14 protein-coding genes and 1 pseudogene are annotated in these 14,933 nt (G+C 48.7%); 9 read left to right on the plus strand and 6 right to left on the minus strand.

From position 1 onward, the window contains the following. Nucleotides 1–20: 20 nt before the first annotated feature. The 3 genes from PSE6802_RS0116955 to PSE6802_RS0116965 all read left to right on the plus strand — a co-directional run bounded on the left by PSE6802_RS0116955 (nt 21) and on the right by PSE6802_RS0116965 (nt 2,778). Entirely contained in the window at nt 21–1,190 is a 1,170-nt protein-coding gene (locus tag PSE6802_RS0116955; protein ID WP_019501238.1) for a hybrid sensor histidine kinase/response regulator, read from the plus strand. Nucleotides 1,191–1,315: 125 nt separating this feature from the next. Further along, a complete protein-coding gene (locus PSE6802_RS0116960; RefSeq protein ID WP_156815566.1) occupies nt 1,316–2,368 on the plus strand; it encodes a pentapeptide repeat-containing protein in 1,053 nt (350 codons plus the stop codon). 56 nt (nt 2,369–2,424) lie between these two features. Beyond that, nucleotides 2,425–2,778: a hypothetical protein gene (locus PSE6802_RS0116965; RefSeq protein WP_019501240.1), complete on the plus strand. Its 354-nt coding sequence runs from the start codon at nt 2,425–2,427 to the stop codon at nt 2,776–2,778. Here the strand turns inward: PSE6802_RS0116965 and PSE6802_RS0116970 are convergent. After that, the gene (locus PSE6802_RS0116970; protein ID WP_019501241.1) at nt 2,775–3,662 is read right to left on the minus strand and encodes a DUF72 domain-containing protein; all 888 of its coding nucleotides are present in this window, start codon (nt 3,660–3,662) and stop codon (nt 2,775–2,777) included. The two genes, PSE6802_RS0116965 and PSE6802_RS0116970, sit on opposite strands and share 4 nt — an antisense overlap. 29 nt (nt 3,663–3,691) lie before the next feature. Then, nucleotides 3,692–4,066, minus strand: coding sequence for a response regulator transcription factor (locus PSE6802_RS0116975; RefSeq protein ID WP_026103360.1), 375 nt, complete (start codon nt 4,064–4,066; stop codon nt 3,692–3,694). A 361-nt stretch (nt 4,067–4,427) separates the two neighbouring features. Between PSE6802_RS0116975 and PSE6802_RS0116980 the strand changes: the two genes are divergently transcribed. Then, the gene (locus PSE6802_RS0116980) at nt 4,428–5,444 is read left to right on the plus strand and encodes an ABC transporter ATP-binding protein (protein ID WP_019501243.1); all 1,017 of its coding nucleotides are present in this window, start codon (nt 4,428–4,430) and stop codon (nt 5,442–5,444) included. 36 nt (nt 5,445–5,480) lie between these two features. Further along, nucleotides 5,481–5,558: pseudogene (locus PSE6802_RS35875) on the plus strand (transposase); the annotation flags it as partial. 3 nt (nt 5,559–5,561) lie between these two features. Here PSE6802_RS35875 and PSE6802_RS29380 read toward each other — a convergent pair. From PSE6802_RS29380 to PSE6802_RS0117000, 4 genes are all read right to left on the minus strand, one after another. Beyond that, nucleotides 5,562–6,353 (minus strand): PD-(D/E)XK nuclease family protein, encoded by a 792-nt coding sequence (locus PSE6802_RS29380; RefSeq protein WP_019501244.1) that lies wholly within the window; start codon nt 6,351–6,353, stop codon nt 5,562–5,564. Between the two features lie 431 nt (nt 6,354–6,784). Beyond that, nucleotides 6,785–7,075, minus strand: coding sequence for a hypothetical protein (locus PSE6802_RS29385; RefSeq protein WP_019501245.1), 291 nt, complete (start codon nt 7,073–7,075; stop codon nt 6,785–6,787). Further along, on the minus strand, nt 7,072–7,416 hold the full coding sequence (locus tag PSE6802_RS0116995; protein ID WP_019501246.1) for a hypothetical protein: 345 nt from the start codon (nt 7,414–7,416) through the stop codon (nt 7,072–7,074). Before PSE6802_RS0116995 ends, PSE6802_RS29385 begins: the two co-directional genes overlap by 4 nt. A gap of 312 nt (nt 7,417–7,728) precedes the next feature. Then, entirely contained in the window at nt 7,729–8,841 is a 1,113-nt protein-coding gene (locus tag PSE6802_RS0117000; RefSeq protein ID WP_019501247.1) for a histidine kinase, read from the minus strand. A gap of 102 nt (nt 8,842–8,943) precedes the next feature. Here PSE6802_RS0117000 and recJ point away from each other — a divergent pair, with 102 nt between their 5' ends. From recJ to PSE6802_RS0117025, 4 genes are all read left to right on the plus strand, one after another. Next, nucleotides 8,944–11,355, plus strand: coding sequence for a single-stranded-DNA-specific exonuclease RecJ (recJ, locus tag PSE6802_RS0117005; RefSeq protein ID WP_019501248.1), 2,412 nt, complete (start codon nt 8,944–8,946; stop codon nt 11,353–11,355). A gap of 339 nt (nt 11,356–11,694) precedes the next feature. Continuing rightward, nucleotides 11,695–13,020 (plus strand): ABC transporter substrate-binding protein, encoded by a 1,326-nt coding sequence (locus PSE6802_RS0117015; RefSeq protein ID WP_019501250.1) that lies wholly within the window; start codon nt 11,695–11,697, stop codon nt 13,018–13,020. A gap of 5 nt (nt 13,021–13,025) precedes the next feature. Continuing rightward, a complete protein-coding gene (locus tag PSE6802_RS0117020) occupies nt 13,026–13,952 on the plus strand; it encodes a carbohydrate ABC transporter permease (protein ID WP_019501251.1) in 927 nt (308 codons plus the stop codon). After that, the gene (locus PSE6802_RS0117025; protein ID WP_019501252.1) at nt 13,949–14,845 is read left to right on the plus strand and encodes a carbohydrate ABC transporter permease; all 897 of its coding nucleotides are present in this window, start codon (nt 13,949–13,951) and stop codon (nt 14,843–14,845) included. The genes PSE6802_RS0117020 and PSE6802_RS0117025 overlap by 4 nt, the downstream gene beginning before the upstream one ends. The last annotated feature ends 88 nt before the right edge of the window (nt 14,846–14,933 follow it).

Below are 14,933 nucleotides of genomic sequence, written 5' to 3' on the forward strand. Positions count from 1 at the left end.
GATGTAATTTAGATTTAGGAATGAAGTTTGGGGACAAAATATTGAAGGTACAAACTACCGAGCAAGCCATAGTTGGACAAAAGACATTACTGGTTGTAGATGATGAACCAGACAACTTTGATGTGATTGATATCCTGCTGTTTAAGGAAGGCTATCAACTTTACCACGTCCAAAGCGGACAGGCTGCTCTGGAGTTTTTAAATCGCCAGCTACCAGATGTGATCATTTTAGATGTGATGATGTCTGAGATGGATGGCTTGCAAGTATGCAAAATCTTAAAAGCTAATCCACAATGGCGACATATCCCAATTCTTATTGTTACAGCTTTAGTGGCGAAGGAGGACTTAGCTCGCTGCCTCGATGCTGGTGCGGATGACTTTTTGAGCAAACCCGTGAATGGGTTGGAACTACGAGCAAGAGTCAATTCTATGTTGCGGATCAAGCAGCAGTACGATGCGATACAGTTGGCTTTAAAGTTAAAAGAGGATATGACCAGCGCAATCATCCACGATCTGCGCAATCCCATGACTAATATCCAATTAGCTTGCGATTTACTTGCTGCTGCCAATCTGCCAGACAAGCCGCGCAAAAAAGTGGCTCAAATCGCTACAGCAATTCAGAGATTGCGATCGCTGGTAGATGATATTCTGATCGTAGCAAGGATTGAGGCGGGCAAACTCTCACTTAATTTGAGTGAAGTCGATCTCGCAGATATGGGCGCTCAGGTTCTCGCTGATTTTGAGGAAATCGCTACCGACAAGCGGATTCAGTTGGTTGGCAACCTCCCTGAGACTGGGACTTGTCTTCAACTCGATGCTAATTTAGTTCGACGTACGATCGATAATCTGCTTGCTAATGCCATTAAATTCTCACCACCAGCCAGTCAAATTAAATTACAAGTTGATTATCCCAAATTTGGAGCTTGTCAAGCCAGAATAGCAGTATTTGATGCTGGTCCAGGTGTGAGCGAGGCGAAGCGACAGGTGATTTTTGAACGATACGAAGTTGGCACACCGATTGGCGGAGTTCCTCAAATCGGCCTGGGGCTGTCTTTTTGTAAAATGGTAGCAGAAGCCCATGGGGGATGCATTTTCGTGGAAAGCAATCAACCTGTTGGCTCTATATTTACAGTGGAATTAGGAACGATTGACCCCGCTACGCAAGCTAATGTAAATTTTCGATCTTGCTAAAAACTGACAGCTAACCGCTAATCGCTGACGGCTTGCTATACTATGTAGCTGTCACTTCAACCCGATCTGAAATTAAGTTGGCAACTTCTAGGGCGCGTTCTAAATCAATCTATTTACTAATTGCCATGGTAGCGACTGCGATCGCAGTCTTTGGCATAATTTGGCAAGATGCTAACCTCATCCTAATTGGTTCTGGCGTAACCTTACTGGTTGTCTCTCCCATCCTGATTCCGGCTTTTTTTTACGCCATCGCTAATTCACCTCTAGGTAAACATTGGGATGTCACCCTAGCAACGATACTGCTCGGTACAGTTCTGCTAGTTTTGGCGCACTTCACGAAAGTAGATATCGCATTCTGGATTTGGTTTAATTCGCTGCGGTGGGATGCACTCGGTGCCGTCGGACAGATTTTGATTGCCATCCTGGCAGTATGGGTGGCATGGCGACAAAATCAGATTTCGGAAACTCTCACCGGCCAGCAGAATGCAATCACGCAGCAACAAACAATTGATGCCTATTTCCAGGGCATTTCCGATCTAGTCCTGGACGAACAGGGGCAAATGGAGGATTGGCCTCTAGAGCGGGCGATCGCGCAGGGGCGGACAGCGGCTTTAGTCGGGGGCAGCGATCCGGAAGGCAGAGCTAAGATTATTAGATTCCTCTCCACTGCCAATTTGCTCACACCGTTAAAGCGCGACGGGTTGCTCGGTCGTGCCATCCTGGACGGTTCGGGTGGCTATGTTGTAGATCTAGAGCGTGGCGTGCGCGTGGTCAATTTAGGAACGATGCTGGCGGGAAAGGATCTCAGCAATACCGATCTGCGTGGGGTCGATCTCAGCGGTGCTAATCTGATTAAAGCAAATTTGGGCGGGTGCAATCTGACGGGAGCAAACCTGTGCGGTACGATTTTAGCGAAGGTAAAGCTCCGCGAAGCTGACTTGAGTAAGATCGCTTTGTTCTACGGCGATATATCAACGGCTTCACCGCGCGATCGCCTGCGCCTGCCCAATTTTGAAACCGGCGAACATACTGGTGCAGTTGTCGAAGAATTAGATCTTTCCGATGCGATCGATCTTTCCGATGAAAATCGCCGCTATCTTTGCATGTGGGGTGGCAACAAGACGAGAAGAACCATTCCTGGCGGCTGTAGTGGCATACCGAATCGATTGGGAAGGTAGTTTGAGGGCTTTTAGCAGTCAGCTTTCAGCGCTCAGAGTGTTTAGGAGTTGTTATTATGGGTAACGATTGTCAGATTCCTAAGGTTCGACCCCGAAACTGGGAAAAATTGCGAGCGATCGCCTGCACTTTATTACTCTGGGGACAGATGCCCATATCTGCGCTCTCTGCCCAATCGCTACCGCCTCCAGAGGATACGCCCGACGAAGTGCTGCGGACGGAAATATATACCAGCGCGCGATCGCCTGTGGATGGCAAACTCATGACCGCAGCGGAGTACGTGGAGCTGCGCGAAGATTTAACTGCCGCTGTAGAGGTTCCGCCAGAGGCGCAGGTTTCGCCTAAGGTGGCGGAGGTGATTCGTCTATTAAAGCTACGTGCTTTCCTCAAGCGTATCTTGCCATTCTTTTAATCAAACAAATTCAACTGGGTTGTGGGTGGTACGCTGGGCTGACTAAATTGCCAGGATAAGGGAGGAACTGGCACGTTTTGTGCTTCTAATAATTGCTGGAAATAGTAGGCGTTATGGGGCGATCGCGCTTCTTGGGGACAATGCACAAAAAAGTAGACATCGATGCCCTGTGCCAGCCATGTTGCTAATTGAGCTGCCCATGCTTCCAGATAAGTCTGGTTGAACGCTCGCTCTGGATGGCTAATATAGCGAATTATGCTAAATGTGCTGGTTACGCTCAAAGGCAACGGCAGTTTAGGCTTGCGGCGTTCGGAGTGTAACTGCGGGTCATTTGATGGAGCGTACGGATCGTCGATCGCATCATAAACTGGGCGAGAGTCGAGGAGCACGCGTCCAACCCCTAAACGCTGTAACAAGCGTTCCAAGTTGCCCGCATGCGGTTCTGAAAACCATGCGGGATGCCTTACCTCCAGTGCCAGGGGGACGATATCCTGCTGCCAAGCCGTCAGAAAAGCCTCTAGATCGCTAAACAAGTCAGGCCCATAACCAGGAGGGAGTTGGGCGAATATTGGGCCGAGGCGATCGGCCAAGCCTGACATAATTGCTAGAAAACTACTAGCTGCCGCGATCCGAGGCGTAAGCAAGCCATTATGGGTAATTTCTTTCGGTAGCTTGAAGCAAAATTTAAAACCTGAAGGGGTTTCAGCTTTCCATCTCGCTAATGCTGAAGTAGTTGGGATGACATAGAAAGTAGTATTCCCCTCAACTGCTTTAAACCTCTGGCTGTATAGCCTCAGAAATTCCGAAGGCCTACTCTTAGGTGGATAGAAATTACCCACCCATTCTTTATAAGCCCAGACTGCGCAGCCAAGCAAGAAACTCACAAACTATAGATTTATATTCGAGCTTTCAACTAGCCCTTAACTTTTCCCAACAACTGCTTGACAGTGGTTAGCAACTCGTTGGGATTGTAGGGCTTGGTCACATAAGCATCAGCCCCCTGTTTCATGCCCCAATAGCGATCGAACTCTTCGCTCTTGGTCGTGCACATAATGACAGGAACGTCTTTGGTTTTAGGCTCGTTCTTCAGCCAGCGACAAAGCTCGTAGCCATTTTTACGCGGCATCACCACATCTGTCACGACGAGATCTGGTATGTTGGCCTTGATCTTTTCCATGGCATCTTCGCCATCAACTGCTTCGACAACCGCCATGCCATACTTCTTGAGGTGCTCGCATACCATCTCCCTAATCATGGCACTGTCATCAACAATCATGACTGTGGTCATAGATACTTATCCACCTGTTTCCTTATAGCTTTGACGGGTTAATTTAGCCTGTAATTTTTATTTAATTCCCACTCGATCTCTAAATGTATCGACAATGAAAGACCCAAAAAACTAGCTTTCGATCTCTGGTGCGATACTGTTGCAAAGATGCCGTAATGGTTTATGTTGGCTAAGCACCTAACTATGTTACCCTAGCCCACCATAAATACTACAGAAACTCTAGCATTTTTGCAGCGATCTCCATCAGTTAAAGTATAGCTATACAAATAAGGGCGATCGACAATTGCAGGGCTTTTACCCCTGCGTGGGAGCCACGCCCCCCACCCCATGTTTAAACGCAAACGATCAATGCTATAGATGCATGTCTATAATCACTGTTGAAAATCTCGGCAAAGTCTATCCTGTTGCGATCAAGGAAGCAGGAATAACTGGTACGCTGAGGCACTTCTGGCGACGTGCATACCGCTCTATTGTGGCGGTGCAAGATATTTCATTTCAGATCGATGCTGGAGAAATTGTGGGTTTCCTTGGCCCCAATGGAGCTGGTAAAACTACTACCCTCAAAATGCTAACTGGCTTAATTCATCCCTCAACTGGTCGAGTTAGGGTAGCAGGTCATATTCCATTTCGGCGCGAATCCAGCTTTTTGCAAAAGATCACGCTGGTGATGGGACAAAAGCAGCAATTAATTTGGGATCTGCCTGCGATGGATTCGCTCAGAATTAACGCCGCTGTTTATGGCATCTCAGACAAAATTTTCCAGTCCAGGTTAGGGGAGCTATCTGAAATGTTAGCACTCAAGGATAAGCTCGACCAACCCGTGCGCAAACTATCCTTGGGCGAGCGCATGAAAGCAGAGTTGCTAGCCGCACTATTGCACAGGCCGCAGGTATTGTTTATGGACGAGCCAACTTTGGGATTAGACATCAACGCCCAGGCCAGCGTGCGCGAGTTCCTGCGCCATTACAACCAGGAGTATGGAGCGTCAATTATTCTAACCAGCCATTACATGGCAGATATTACGGCTTTGTGCGATCGCGTGCTGCTAATTTATGAAGGTAGGTTGATCTATGACGGTAGCCTGGACGGTCTGTTAGAAAAATTCGCTCCCTACCGAGAAGTAAGGGTGGAACTGGCCCATCCCCTATCCGAAACAGAAACAGAACGCATCGAAAGTTTACAAGCCTATAGCGACTTTACAGCCATAGACGGTCAGTTCGTGCGTTTCTTAGTACAGCGCGATACCTTGACCAAAACCGTCTCTCGCATTCTTGCCGAGCAAGAAGTTATCGACCTGACCGTCAGCGATCCGCCCATTGAGGAGATTATTGGTAAAGTTTTCCGATCCGGCAATGTTAACTTGGATACTCAAGCCTAGACTTAAAGTGTACATCTACTCAAAACCACCAATGGCATCAAACGCCATTTAGCAGTTGATACCCTCGGTTTACCTGTGTTTAGCCACCGCACCAAAGCCAATGTATCTGACAATCGATTAATTCTCATAGATAGCAACTTCGGGATATGACGCGATCGCTTCCCCTTGCCAGTCCAGATCGTCCCCTCCGGCTCGCATACAGCGATAGACAAAATCGCATCGGTCGCATTCCTTGCTACCTAAAGGCAGTTGCTCAAAACTTCCCCTTAACTGCGCCTGCGAAATCTGCCCCAGCAAGGTATGTAAATCCCGATCGGTTTCCCGGTGTCGATCGCGATCGTATTTAATCGTTACGGCTGTAGCGGTATTGGCAAACCAGTAGGTCATCGCTAGTTCCTCAGGTCTGAAACTGGTAGTTCTCGCCAATACGTACAGGTAGAGGCGCGTTTGCCAGCTAGCTTGCAGTTGTGCGAGCGCGAGCGGACGTTGGTGAGTTTTCCAGTCAACGATCTGGGCCAGGGGTGTTGCGGTAACGGAGCGATCGCGGCTCGAATCGCCCATAATTAACAAATCGTAGATGGCACTAAGAATGCAGTCGCGATCGTCGATACGCAGCTCGCAGGTACGGCGATGCTCGCTCAGGCGATCGCCATCGATTAAGTTAGGCGGATTGGTTTCAAATGCTAACAGCCACTTTTCCAGATTGGCATCGCTGGCGGCCACTGCTTCCACATCCAACCCCAATTCTTTTTGCTGCATCAGCAGGTGAAACTTCGTCCCCAGGTCTAGTTTTGACTGCGTGTCTGCGGCAGTAGGGAGGCTTAATTCGTCGAGAAAACGGTGCTGGAACTTGCGCTGGCAGGTTACCCACACGTTTAAGTGCCCCTGAGATATGGTATCGAGTTCCATAGAATCCTAATAATCCCAAATCCTGGTTTGCTAACCCCTTTTTACTTGAAGTCCGCGCAGGCGGACTTTGTTTGTGTAGCCGCGAATTCCAGTCGCCAGGCAATATTAGGGATAATTAATGCGGATTTGTTATAAACTCTCGGTTTAAGGCAGTCATCCGCCATCCACTGTCCCTGCAATTATTGGTACATTTTTTCGTGGAAAGCACCTTTAATCTCTGAGGGTTAAATTCCCCGTTGCTTGCAGCGTGATATAATTTGCTCGGTTTTACAGCCCGCCGATTGAGAGTAAAAGTCAGGCTTTGTCGGGACCTCCAAAGTTCGGGAAGTGTTTTCAAGATTTATGTCTTGGATCAATTTGTACCCAGGGACTCTGGGGAATAGAAAATGCCTGTAGAGCCGTTCTGTCGGGGAATGTGTCATGGGATGCTTCTAGATAAGTGGTGATGAGCCAGGAATACCCAATCGTGAGGTTGGGATGCCCCGTCCGCTTGCGGCGGGGAGGATGTCACTTAATTGCCCTTGCTGCTGAGACTCCGTATATTGTTGTTTCCTGTTTTGGCAATAAATGTAGAAAGGATTTTTCTGATTTTCAGCTTCTATCCGATTGCTCAATTTTTCCAGTACAACGATTTGCTCGTCAAATGCAGCACAAATCTCGCGCATTCTGGCAACGGAACCCGCTCTTTTTTCAGGATCGGGAATTCTAGGCAGATTGTTCATAGCAGATTCCAGTTTCTTTGTATTTCTCGGTTACTTGCTTCGCAAGCGTCAGCAATAGCCTGGATTTGTGCGATCGACTGTACAAGTACATCTAGCGTAGCAGAAGGAATTGTAGGTTGAGATTCAAAAACCTGCAGTAAAATCCTGTAAAGCCTTGTGTAATAGGATGTTGCTCGTTCTTTAATGTTTTGCAGTTCGTCCAGTTCGGGTACAGTTTCAGTAGTCTCCCCAAATTGCTCAAAAATTGTAAAAGCAGATTTTGTTGCGGTATTGACGATCTTCAGCAGTCTTAGCTGCAAAATGAACACAGTCTCTATAGTCTCTTCAGGTAAATCTGACATGTATAAATATTTGTTAAATACTCCTTAAGGAATAGGTAAAAAGGCTAGCTTTTTTTGGGAGTATAGCTTATACTAAGTCTTGTGTGAGGAGCTTAAATGAACAAGCAAAAAGAGATCGACGCGAAACACGGTCAGCTAGCGGTCTCTTTTTGTTTTTTTAATTTTTATAATTCAGAAGCACCCAACCCCCATCACCTAGCCCCTAACCCCTAAATCTAATCGTCGGAAGGGTTTAGCATTTGTGATGAATCATTTTGTTTGATGCGAAGATTGGCAGACAAATGCTAAACCCCATCACCTAAATCCCTACCCCTAATAAACAGGTAAGGTAAAGCGAAAACAACTGCCCTGCTTTCCTGCGTCTTCTACCCAAATTTGACCGTAATGGGCGCGTATGATGCGCCTGCATAAAGATAGACCTATGCCGTAGCCATCCTCATTGCCGTCGCGTTCGATGCGGTATCGATCCTCGAAAATGCGATCGCGCAGCTCTGGTGGAATACCTGGGCCGGTGTCGGTGATACTAACTTCCGTTTTCTGAGATGTGCGATCCAGCACGGCAAATACGATCTTGCCCCCAACAGGTGTATATTTCACCGCATTGCCGAGTAGATTAGTCAGTACTTGTCGAATGCGTTCTTCATCAGCAAATACTAGGGGTAGGCCGCTGGGGATATCAACAACCAGCTCTTGTTCCTTGACTTTGAGGCGATTGGTAAAATATAGATCGTTAACTACGCTATGGCAGAGTTTGTCGAGTTCGATTTTGCGTAAATCCAGATGAAATTCTTTGTTAGTACCGCGACCAGCCTCCAGCAAATCTGTAATCATGGCGTTAACAATCTTAGTTTGATTGCGAGCGTGCTGTAATAACTGTTCCATCAACTTGGGGGTAATCTTTTCCCCACCAACCTCAATAGTTTCCAGGGCTAGAGATAGTGCAGTTAGAGGATTGCGCAGATCGTGAGCCAGCATGGCAACGATCCGATCTTTAAAACGCAACTGCTCCTCAAGCTCTTCTTTGTCCCGCTTCAGTTGAAACAACCGATCTGCCAACTGAATCAACTCCGTAGAATAAGCTATGCTATCTGCGAGTCCGCTGTGTCCGCTAGCTACCCCAGAAGCGTTTATCCTGGCTTGCACGAGCCAATCATCCCAAAAGGTTTTTAGTTTGGAGAGCAAGTTTTTGCCAGAGATGACTTGACGCGGTAAGGGGGTTATCCTCAATAGCGTTGGTGTCATGACCACCTTAAAGTGCTCGGCTAGATAAGGTCGATCCGACACGTCAACTATTTGGAGATTAACGCCAGATTCTGGATCGGCTTCAATAAATTCTTCCAGCTCCTCAACCAGATCGCGCGCACTATGGCGCTCATCAACAAAGAGCAATAACTGTAAAGTGGACTCAGAAGATAGCGCTGGCACGTTTGTTCATTACTACTAGTAAGATTATGCGTAACTAACGCATACGCACGGTTGAGAGCAAAAATTAATTATTTATTAATAATATAGCGTCATATAGCATTAATGGCTTTACCCAATCAAAGATGGCAGATTTCTCCCAGCAATCCGTTGGCGGCGGAAGCGATCGCTCGGGCAACTGGTCTATCGCCCCTGTTAGCTCAAGTTCTAATTAATCGGGGCATGGATACGCCGGAGCTAGCAAAGCAATTTCTCGATCCGGAAAGTGAATATTTAAGCGATCCCAAACGCGAGTTTGCCGATCTCGATCGCAGTCTCGATCTACTGGAGACAGCAATCGAGCGATCCGAGCAAATTGCGATCTGCGGCGACTATGATGCCGACGGCATGACCAGTACTGCTTTGTTAATTCGAGCTTTCCGCCTGCTCGGAGCTAATGCCAAGTATGCCATCCCCAGTCGGATGCAGGAGGGATATGGCATTAATAAGCGTATTGTAGAGGAGCTACACCAGGAGGGTGTCACCCTGATTCTGACTGTAGATAACGGTATTGCTGCCTACGACGCGATCGCCTGTGCCAAGGAGTTAGGCATATCAGTAATCGTCACCGATCACCACGACATCCCACCGCAGTTACCACCCGCTGATGCCATTTTAAATCCCAAATTACTCGATCCAGATTCACAATTTGCCGCGATCGCGGGTGTTGGGGTTGCTTACGTGCTTGCACTCGAGCTAGCGGATCGATTCGGTCAGAGAGAGAAACTTGCCCAACCACTATTAGAGCTATTTACTTTGGGGACGATCGCGGATCTAGCTCAGCTTCGGGGGGTGAATCGGCGTTTGGTTAAGCAGGGATTGGGCTTACTGGCGCGATCGCAACTGACAGGCGTGCAGGCACTAATTCAGGTATCTGGGATTGCGGGAGAGAAACAAACTGGTCTGAAACCAGAAGCGATTGGTTTTGGCTTGGGACCGCGTATCAATGCCGTAGGTCGCATTGGCGATCCCGTTACGGTAATCGAACTGCTCACCACCGATGATATGGGTGTAGCTTTAGAGCGAGCGATGCAATGCGAGGCCATTAACAAACAACGTCAAGAGAAATGCACCGATATCGAGCAAGAGGCGATCGCCCTGGTAGAGGGAAGCAATATCGATCTGACAAAAGAGCGGGTTCTGGTAGTTGTTAAGGATAATTGGCATCATGGCGTAATTGGCATTGTGGCCTCGCGGTTGGTGGAACGCTATGGCGTACCCGTCTTTATTGGTGCCTGTGAAGAGGATGGCAATATTCGCTTTTCCGTGCGCAGTATCCCGGAGTTCAACGTATTTGAGTCTTTAGAATTTATCAAGGATATTCGTGGTAAGGGCGGAGGGCATCCCGCCGCTGGTGGGTTTACGCTGCCCCAAGAAAACTTAGAGCAACTGCGCGATCGCCTGCGCGAATTCGCGCATCAGTGTTTGCAGCCGGAGCATCTCAAACCTTTGACGATCGTGGATGTGGAAGTTGACTTGCAGGATATCTCATTGGGGCTATTCGAGCAGATCGATGCGTTGCAACCCTGCGGTATCGGTAACTCCGAGCCGATATTTTACAGCCGTAACGTGCGCGTGCTCTCGCAGCAACGCCGTGGCAAGAATCGTGCTTGCTTAGCGATGGAGTTAGATCGCGGGGATGGCAGTAAAATTAAGGCGATCGCCTGGCGGTGGGGAGAATTTTGTCCGGTTCCCAGTCGCGTAGACCTGGCATACAAGCTACGCGCTAACCGCTGGCTGGATACCACTTCTGTAGAATTAGAATTGGTGGGAATCCGCCTGCCAGAGGCAGACAGAGATGACAGCGAGCGGGCTAAGGATTCCAGTTCTCATGCAAAAAATATAGCTATAGACAAGACTGTGAGTAGAGGAGAGATGGGAACTGTGACTCCAAGCAGGGGTGGGAACTGTACCCCCCATCCTGAGCCTAGCCGTATAAAAGAAATTAGTTGGGAGCCAAGCCTCGTGTATAAGTTAGCTCCCAGCATTGCCCATTCACCGCAATGGCATAATTACGATTCGCATGTTATGGAACTACCTCAGCCAGTACTGTTATATGGCTACGATCGCCCAGAGCAACTGCTCGATAAGGGCGGGCAAGGGGATCTCGATCGCGATCGTCCTCGCCGCACCTATGCCTCCATTGTGCTTTGGAGTTTACCTCCTTCAATCACTCATTTGCAGTGGCTGATCGCCCTAGCGAAACCAAAATCTATCTATGTAGGCAAGCAAATACCAGTTATACCTACGGCTAGTCACCTCCGCACGCAGATATCTGCGTGCGTGGGAGTCAGTTCGATTAATTTACTAGATTTGTCTCAACAATGGTGGGTAGCACCATGCACGATCGTAGCGGGATTTCGAGATCTAGGCTATTCTTGCCCCAACTTTGCCCCAACCCACCCTTTAGAAGTGGAGTTAAATAACCTGGAGCAGTGGTATCGATATCCCATTGCGAAGCTATCTCAACTTTTCTAGAGCTTGCAAAGCTGCGATCGCTTCGCTGAATCGCTCGACAAGACTTTGTTTCTCGCCAACAGAGGCTACATGCTGCTACCTAAAATTGTAAATAAAACTAACAAAAAGAACTATTTTGAATTGTTTTTCGTCTAGTTGTTTTTCGTCTACATGTATATAGCGTTTTTCAATTGAGAACAGGTTTTATTGACGGGGTGAAGGGGTTCCACCCCTTCTTGGGGGCGTTGCCCCCAAACCCCCTACTCTTTCCGATCTGCAAACCGCTATAGCACTATTCAATGCGTAAGTCCTATATAGATAAAACGTTGTCAACAAGCGATTCGGAGCAATTAATCAGCAATGTTGTACAAACAGCCACTGCACAATCTCAGAGCCAAGATCGAAGAATTTTGGCAACCAAAGCGGCTTTGGCGCAGAGTCATAGCTCTGATTTCTTGCCCGATCGTTACCCTATGGGCCTGGATCGCCTTCAGTCAGCAGCCAGTTACGCTCAACTTGCTGATGACAACCCCAGATGCCCAACCCTGGAAACAGGGTTCGATTGCTGACTTCGAGCGCAAGCACCCCAACATTCGCATCAATCTCATCGAAGGGCCGAATGCCGCTAATCTCGTGGAAGATCTGTACACGGCATCGTTTCTGCTGGGGGATTCTCCCTATGACATGGTGAATATGGATGTGGTTTGGACATCCAAATTTGCCGCTGCGGGATGGCTGTTGGATATTTCCAATCGCATCGCTCCAGAGGAGTTAGCAGCATTTTCGCCCAGAGATATAGAAGCAGGAAAGTATGCGGGTAAACTGTATCGCATTCCCATCCGCTCTGATGTGGGCATGCTCTACTACCGCGAGGATTTACTCTCTGCCGCAGGAATTAAGCCACCCGCAACATTTGCCGATCTAATTGCAGCTTCGCAAAACTTACAGAGGTCCGGCAAGGTAAGTTGGGGTTATGTTTGGCAGGGTCGGCAATACGAGGGCTTGGTGGCAATGTTCGTCGAAGTCCTGCAAGGCTTTGGTGGCTTTTGGGTGAAGCCCGATACGCTAGAGGTGGGACTAGATCGACCGGAGACTCTAAGAGCGATCGCCTTCCTGCGCGATACGATCCAAATGGGAGTCTCCCCGCCAGGCGTGACGACGTATCAGGAAGAAGAGACGCGCCGTCTATTTCAAAGCGGACGGGTGGCATTCCTGCGAAGCTGGCCCTACGCCTGGCCGCTAGCCAATCAGCCGGATTCGCCGATTAAGGGCAAAATTGCGATTAAACCGATGGTGGGAACGCTGGAACAGAACGGAGGGGCTTGTCTCGGTGGTTGGGGTTTGGGAATTGCGAAATCTTCCAAACATCCCGAGGAAGCCTGGGAAGCGATTCGGTATTTCACCAGTCCAGACGTACAAAAACAACTGATTCTGCAAGCAGGCTACGTACCGAGCCGCAAAGCCCTATTTGCCGATCCTGAAATCGTCGCCAAGTATCCCCATTATCCCAAGCTGCTTGAGGTGTCGCAGAACGCGGTACTCCGTCCTCCAATCGCTCAGTATGCCCAGGTATCGGATATCCTTCAGCGCTATCTCAGTGCGGCGCTGACGAATCGGCTTCCCCCGGATCGAGCGATGCAGGCAGCAGCTAGCGAAACCCGCCGATTGTTAAGCGTAAAGGGTTAGGAATTATGAGCGATATCTCTAAAGTCAAGACAATTGGCGATCGCGAGCAAAGAACGGGTTGGATTCTTTTACTCCCTGCCGTGCTGCTGCTCCTCCTGGTGTTTGCCTATCCCATTGGTCGTGCTTTCTGGTTGAGCTTATTTACCAAGAATCTGGGCACGCAACTGCAACCGATCTTCTCAGGATTGGATAATTACGCGCGCATGATGGGAGATGGTCGATTTTGGCAAAGTTTTTGGACGACTACCTTATTTACATTGACATCGGTTGGGTTGGAATTATTGCTGGGCTTGTGTATTGCCCTGGTTCTGAACCAGCAATTTCGTGGACGCGGACTGGTGCGCGCGATCGCCATCCTCCCTTGGGCTTTACCTACCGCTTTGATCGCGCTGGCGTGGGCCTGGATTTTCAACGATCAATTCGGTGTTGCCAATGATATCCCGATCCGTTTGGGTTTGATTAAGAGTGGCATTAACTGGCTGGGCGAACCAACTCTCGCCACGATCGCCATCATCTTCGCTGATGTTTGGAAAACTACGCCTTTCATCAGTATCCTATTACTGGCAGGTTTGCAAGCCATTCCTCCCGATTTATACGAAGCCCATGCGATCGACGGTGCCTCGCCCTGGCAAAGCTTTCGCCTCATCACTCTACCGTTGCTGATGCCACAGATTCTAATTGCGGTTCTGTTTCGATTCGCTCAGGCATTCGGCATTTTCGACCTCATCGCCGTCATGACTGGCGGTGGCCCAGGCGGTGCAACGGAAGTAGTGTCGCTCTACATCTACGCCACCGTTATGCGTTACCTGGACTTTGGCTACGGCTCTGCCCTCGTCGTCGTAACATTTCTATTGTTAGTTATGGCAGTAGCGCTAGCCACTTTTCTACTCAAAAAATCCCGCGTGCAGACTTCAGGAGCGATCGACCTATGACGATGACTTCCCCAACTTCCCAGCCACTCCAAGGAGATCCTGCGAAGAAGGCAAAGGGAATCGGCCTATCTCCCAGGAAAATTCTCCTGTTTTTAGCGATTCTCTTAGTCGCGGTTTTCTGCCTCGCACCAGTCCTGTGGCAAGTCCTGACCTCGTTCAAGCTCAATCAAGACATCTCTGCAATTCCCGCCATTTATTTCCCCACGCAAGCTACGCTAAACCACTACATCGAATTATTTGCCCGTCGTCCATTCTGGCGCTACATATTCAATAGCGCTTTCGTCTCGATCGCTTCTACTGCCTTTTCCCTCGCGATCGGCGCACCAGCCGCCTATACCCTGGCACGATTGCACCTGTGGGGCAAGAACACCATACTCGCAGGTATTCTGATTGTCACTTTATTCCCTGGCATTCTCTTGTTATTGGGGTTGTTAGAGATCGTACAAGTACTCCATCTTGGCAATAACTATCTAGCTTTGATTATTACCTACACGTCGATTAACCTGCCGCTTACCATTCTCGTCTTGAGAAGCTTCTTCCAACAACTCCCAAAAGACCTGGAAGATGCTGCCAAAGTTGATGGTTACAACACCTGGCAAATGCTGCTCCAGATTCTGCTACCTCTAACCTTACCCGCGCTTGTCACCACTGGGATTCTCACGTTCATCTTCGCCTGGAACGAATTCATTTTTGCTCTCACCTTTATCACCCGCGAGGATCTGAAAACGATTCCCGTCATCGCTGCCCAATTAGGTGGGGCATCCATTTTTGAAATCCCCTACGGCCCTATCGCCGCTGCCACTGTAGTCGGTACGCTACCCCTTGTTCTCTTGGTTCTATTCTTCCAACGCAAGATCGTCCAGGGTCTCACCGCCGGAGCCATTAAGGGCTAACCCCCCACCCGTAAGTTTATCATTTGTCAGCCAGTTTTCGCATTAACCGAGAGAATTCGCACAAATGCTAAACCCCTACATCACATCA

The organism is Pseudanabaena sp. PCC 6802 (genome assembly GCF_000332175.1).
Taxonomy (GTDB): Bacteria; Cyanobacteriota; Cyanobacteriia; order Pseudanabaenales; family Pseudanabaenaceae; genus PCC-6802.

Excerpts from the sequence above, each read along its gene's own strand:
- PSE6802_RS0116955 (WP_019501238.1), top strand. The coding sequence starts at position 21 with ATGAAGTTTGGGGACAAAATATTGAAGGTACAAACTACCGAGCAAGCC.
- PSE6802_RS0116960 (WP_156815566.1), top strand. The coding sequence starts at position 1,316 with ATGGTAGCGACTGCGATCGCAGTCTTTGGCATAATTTGGCAAGATGCT.
- PSE6802_RS0116965 (WP_019501240.1), top strand. The coding sequence starts at position 2,425 with ATGGGTAACGATTGTCAGATTCCTAAGGTTCGACCCCGAAACTGGGAA.
- PSE6802_RS0116975 (WP_026103360.1), bottom strand. The coding sequence starts at position 4,066 with ATGACCACAGTCATGATTGTTGATGACAGTGCCATGATTAGGGAGATG.
- PSE6802_RS0116980 (WP_019501243.1), top strand. The coding sequence starts at position 4,428 with ATGTCTATAATCACTGTTGAAAATCTCGGCAAAGTCTATCCTGTTGCG.
- PSE6802_RS29380 (WP_019501244.1), bottom strand. The coding sequence starts at position 6,353 with ATGGAACTCGATACCATATCTCAGGGGCACTTAAACGTGTGGGTAACC.
- PSE6802_RS29385 (WP_019501245.1), bottom strand. The coding sequence starts at position 7,075 with ATGAACAATCTGCCTAGAATTCCCGATCCTGAAAAAAGAGCGGGTTCC.
- PSE6802_RS0116995 (WP_019501246.1), bottom strand. The coding sequence starts at position 7,416 with ATGTCAGATTTACCTGAAGAGACTATAGAGACTGTGTTCATTTTGCAG.
- recJ (WP_019501248.1), top strand. The coding sequence starts at position 8,944 with ATGGCTTTACCCAATCAAAGATGGCAGATTTCTCCCAGCAATCCGTTG.
- PSE6802_RS0117015 (WP_019501250.1), top strand. The coding sequence starts at position 11,695 with ATGTTGTACAAACAGCCACTGCACAATCTCAGAGCCAAGATCGAAGAA.
- PSE6802_RS0117020 (WP_019501251.1), top strand. The coding sequence starts at position 13,026 with ATGAGCGATATCTCTAAAGTCAAGACAATTGGCGATCGCGAGCAAAGA.
- PSE6802_RS0117025 (WP_019501252.1), top strand. The coding sequence starts at position 13,949 with ATGACGATGACTTCCCCAACTTCCCAGCCACTCCAAGGAGATCCTGCG.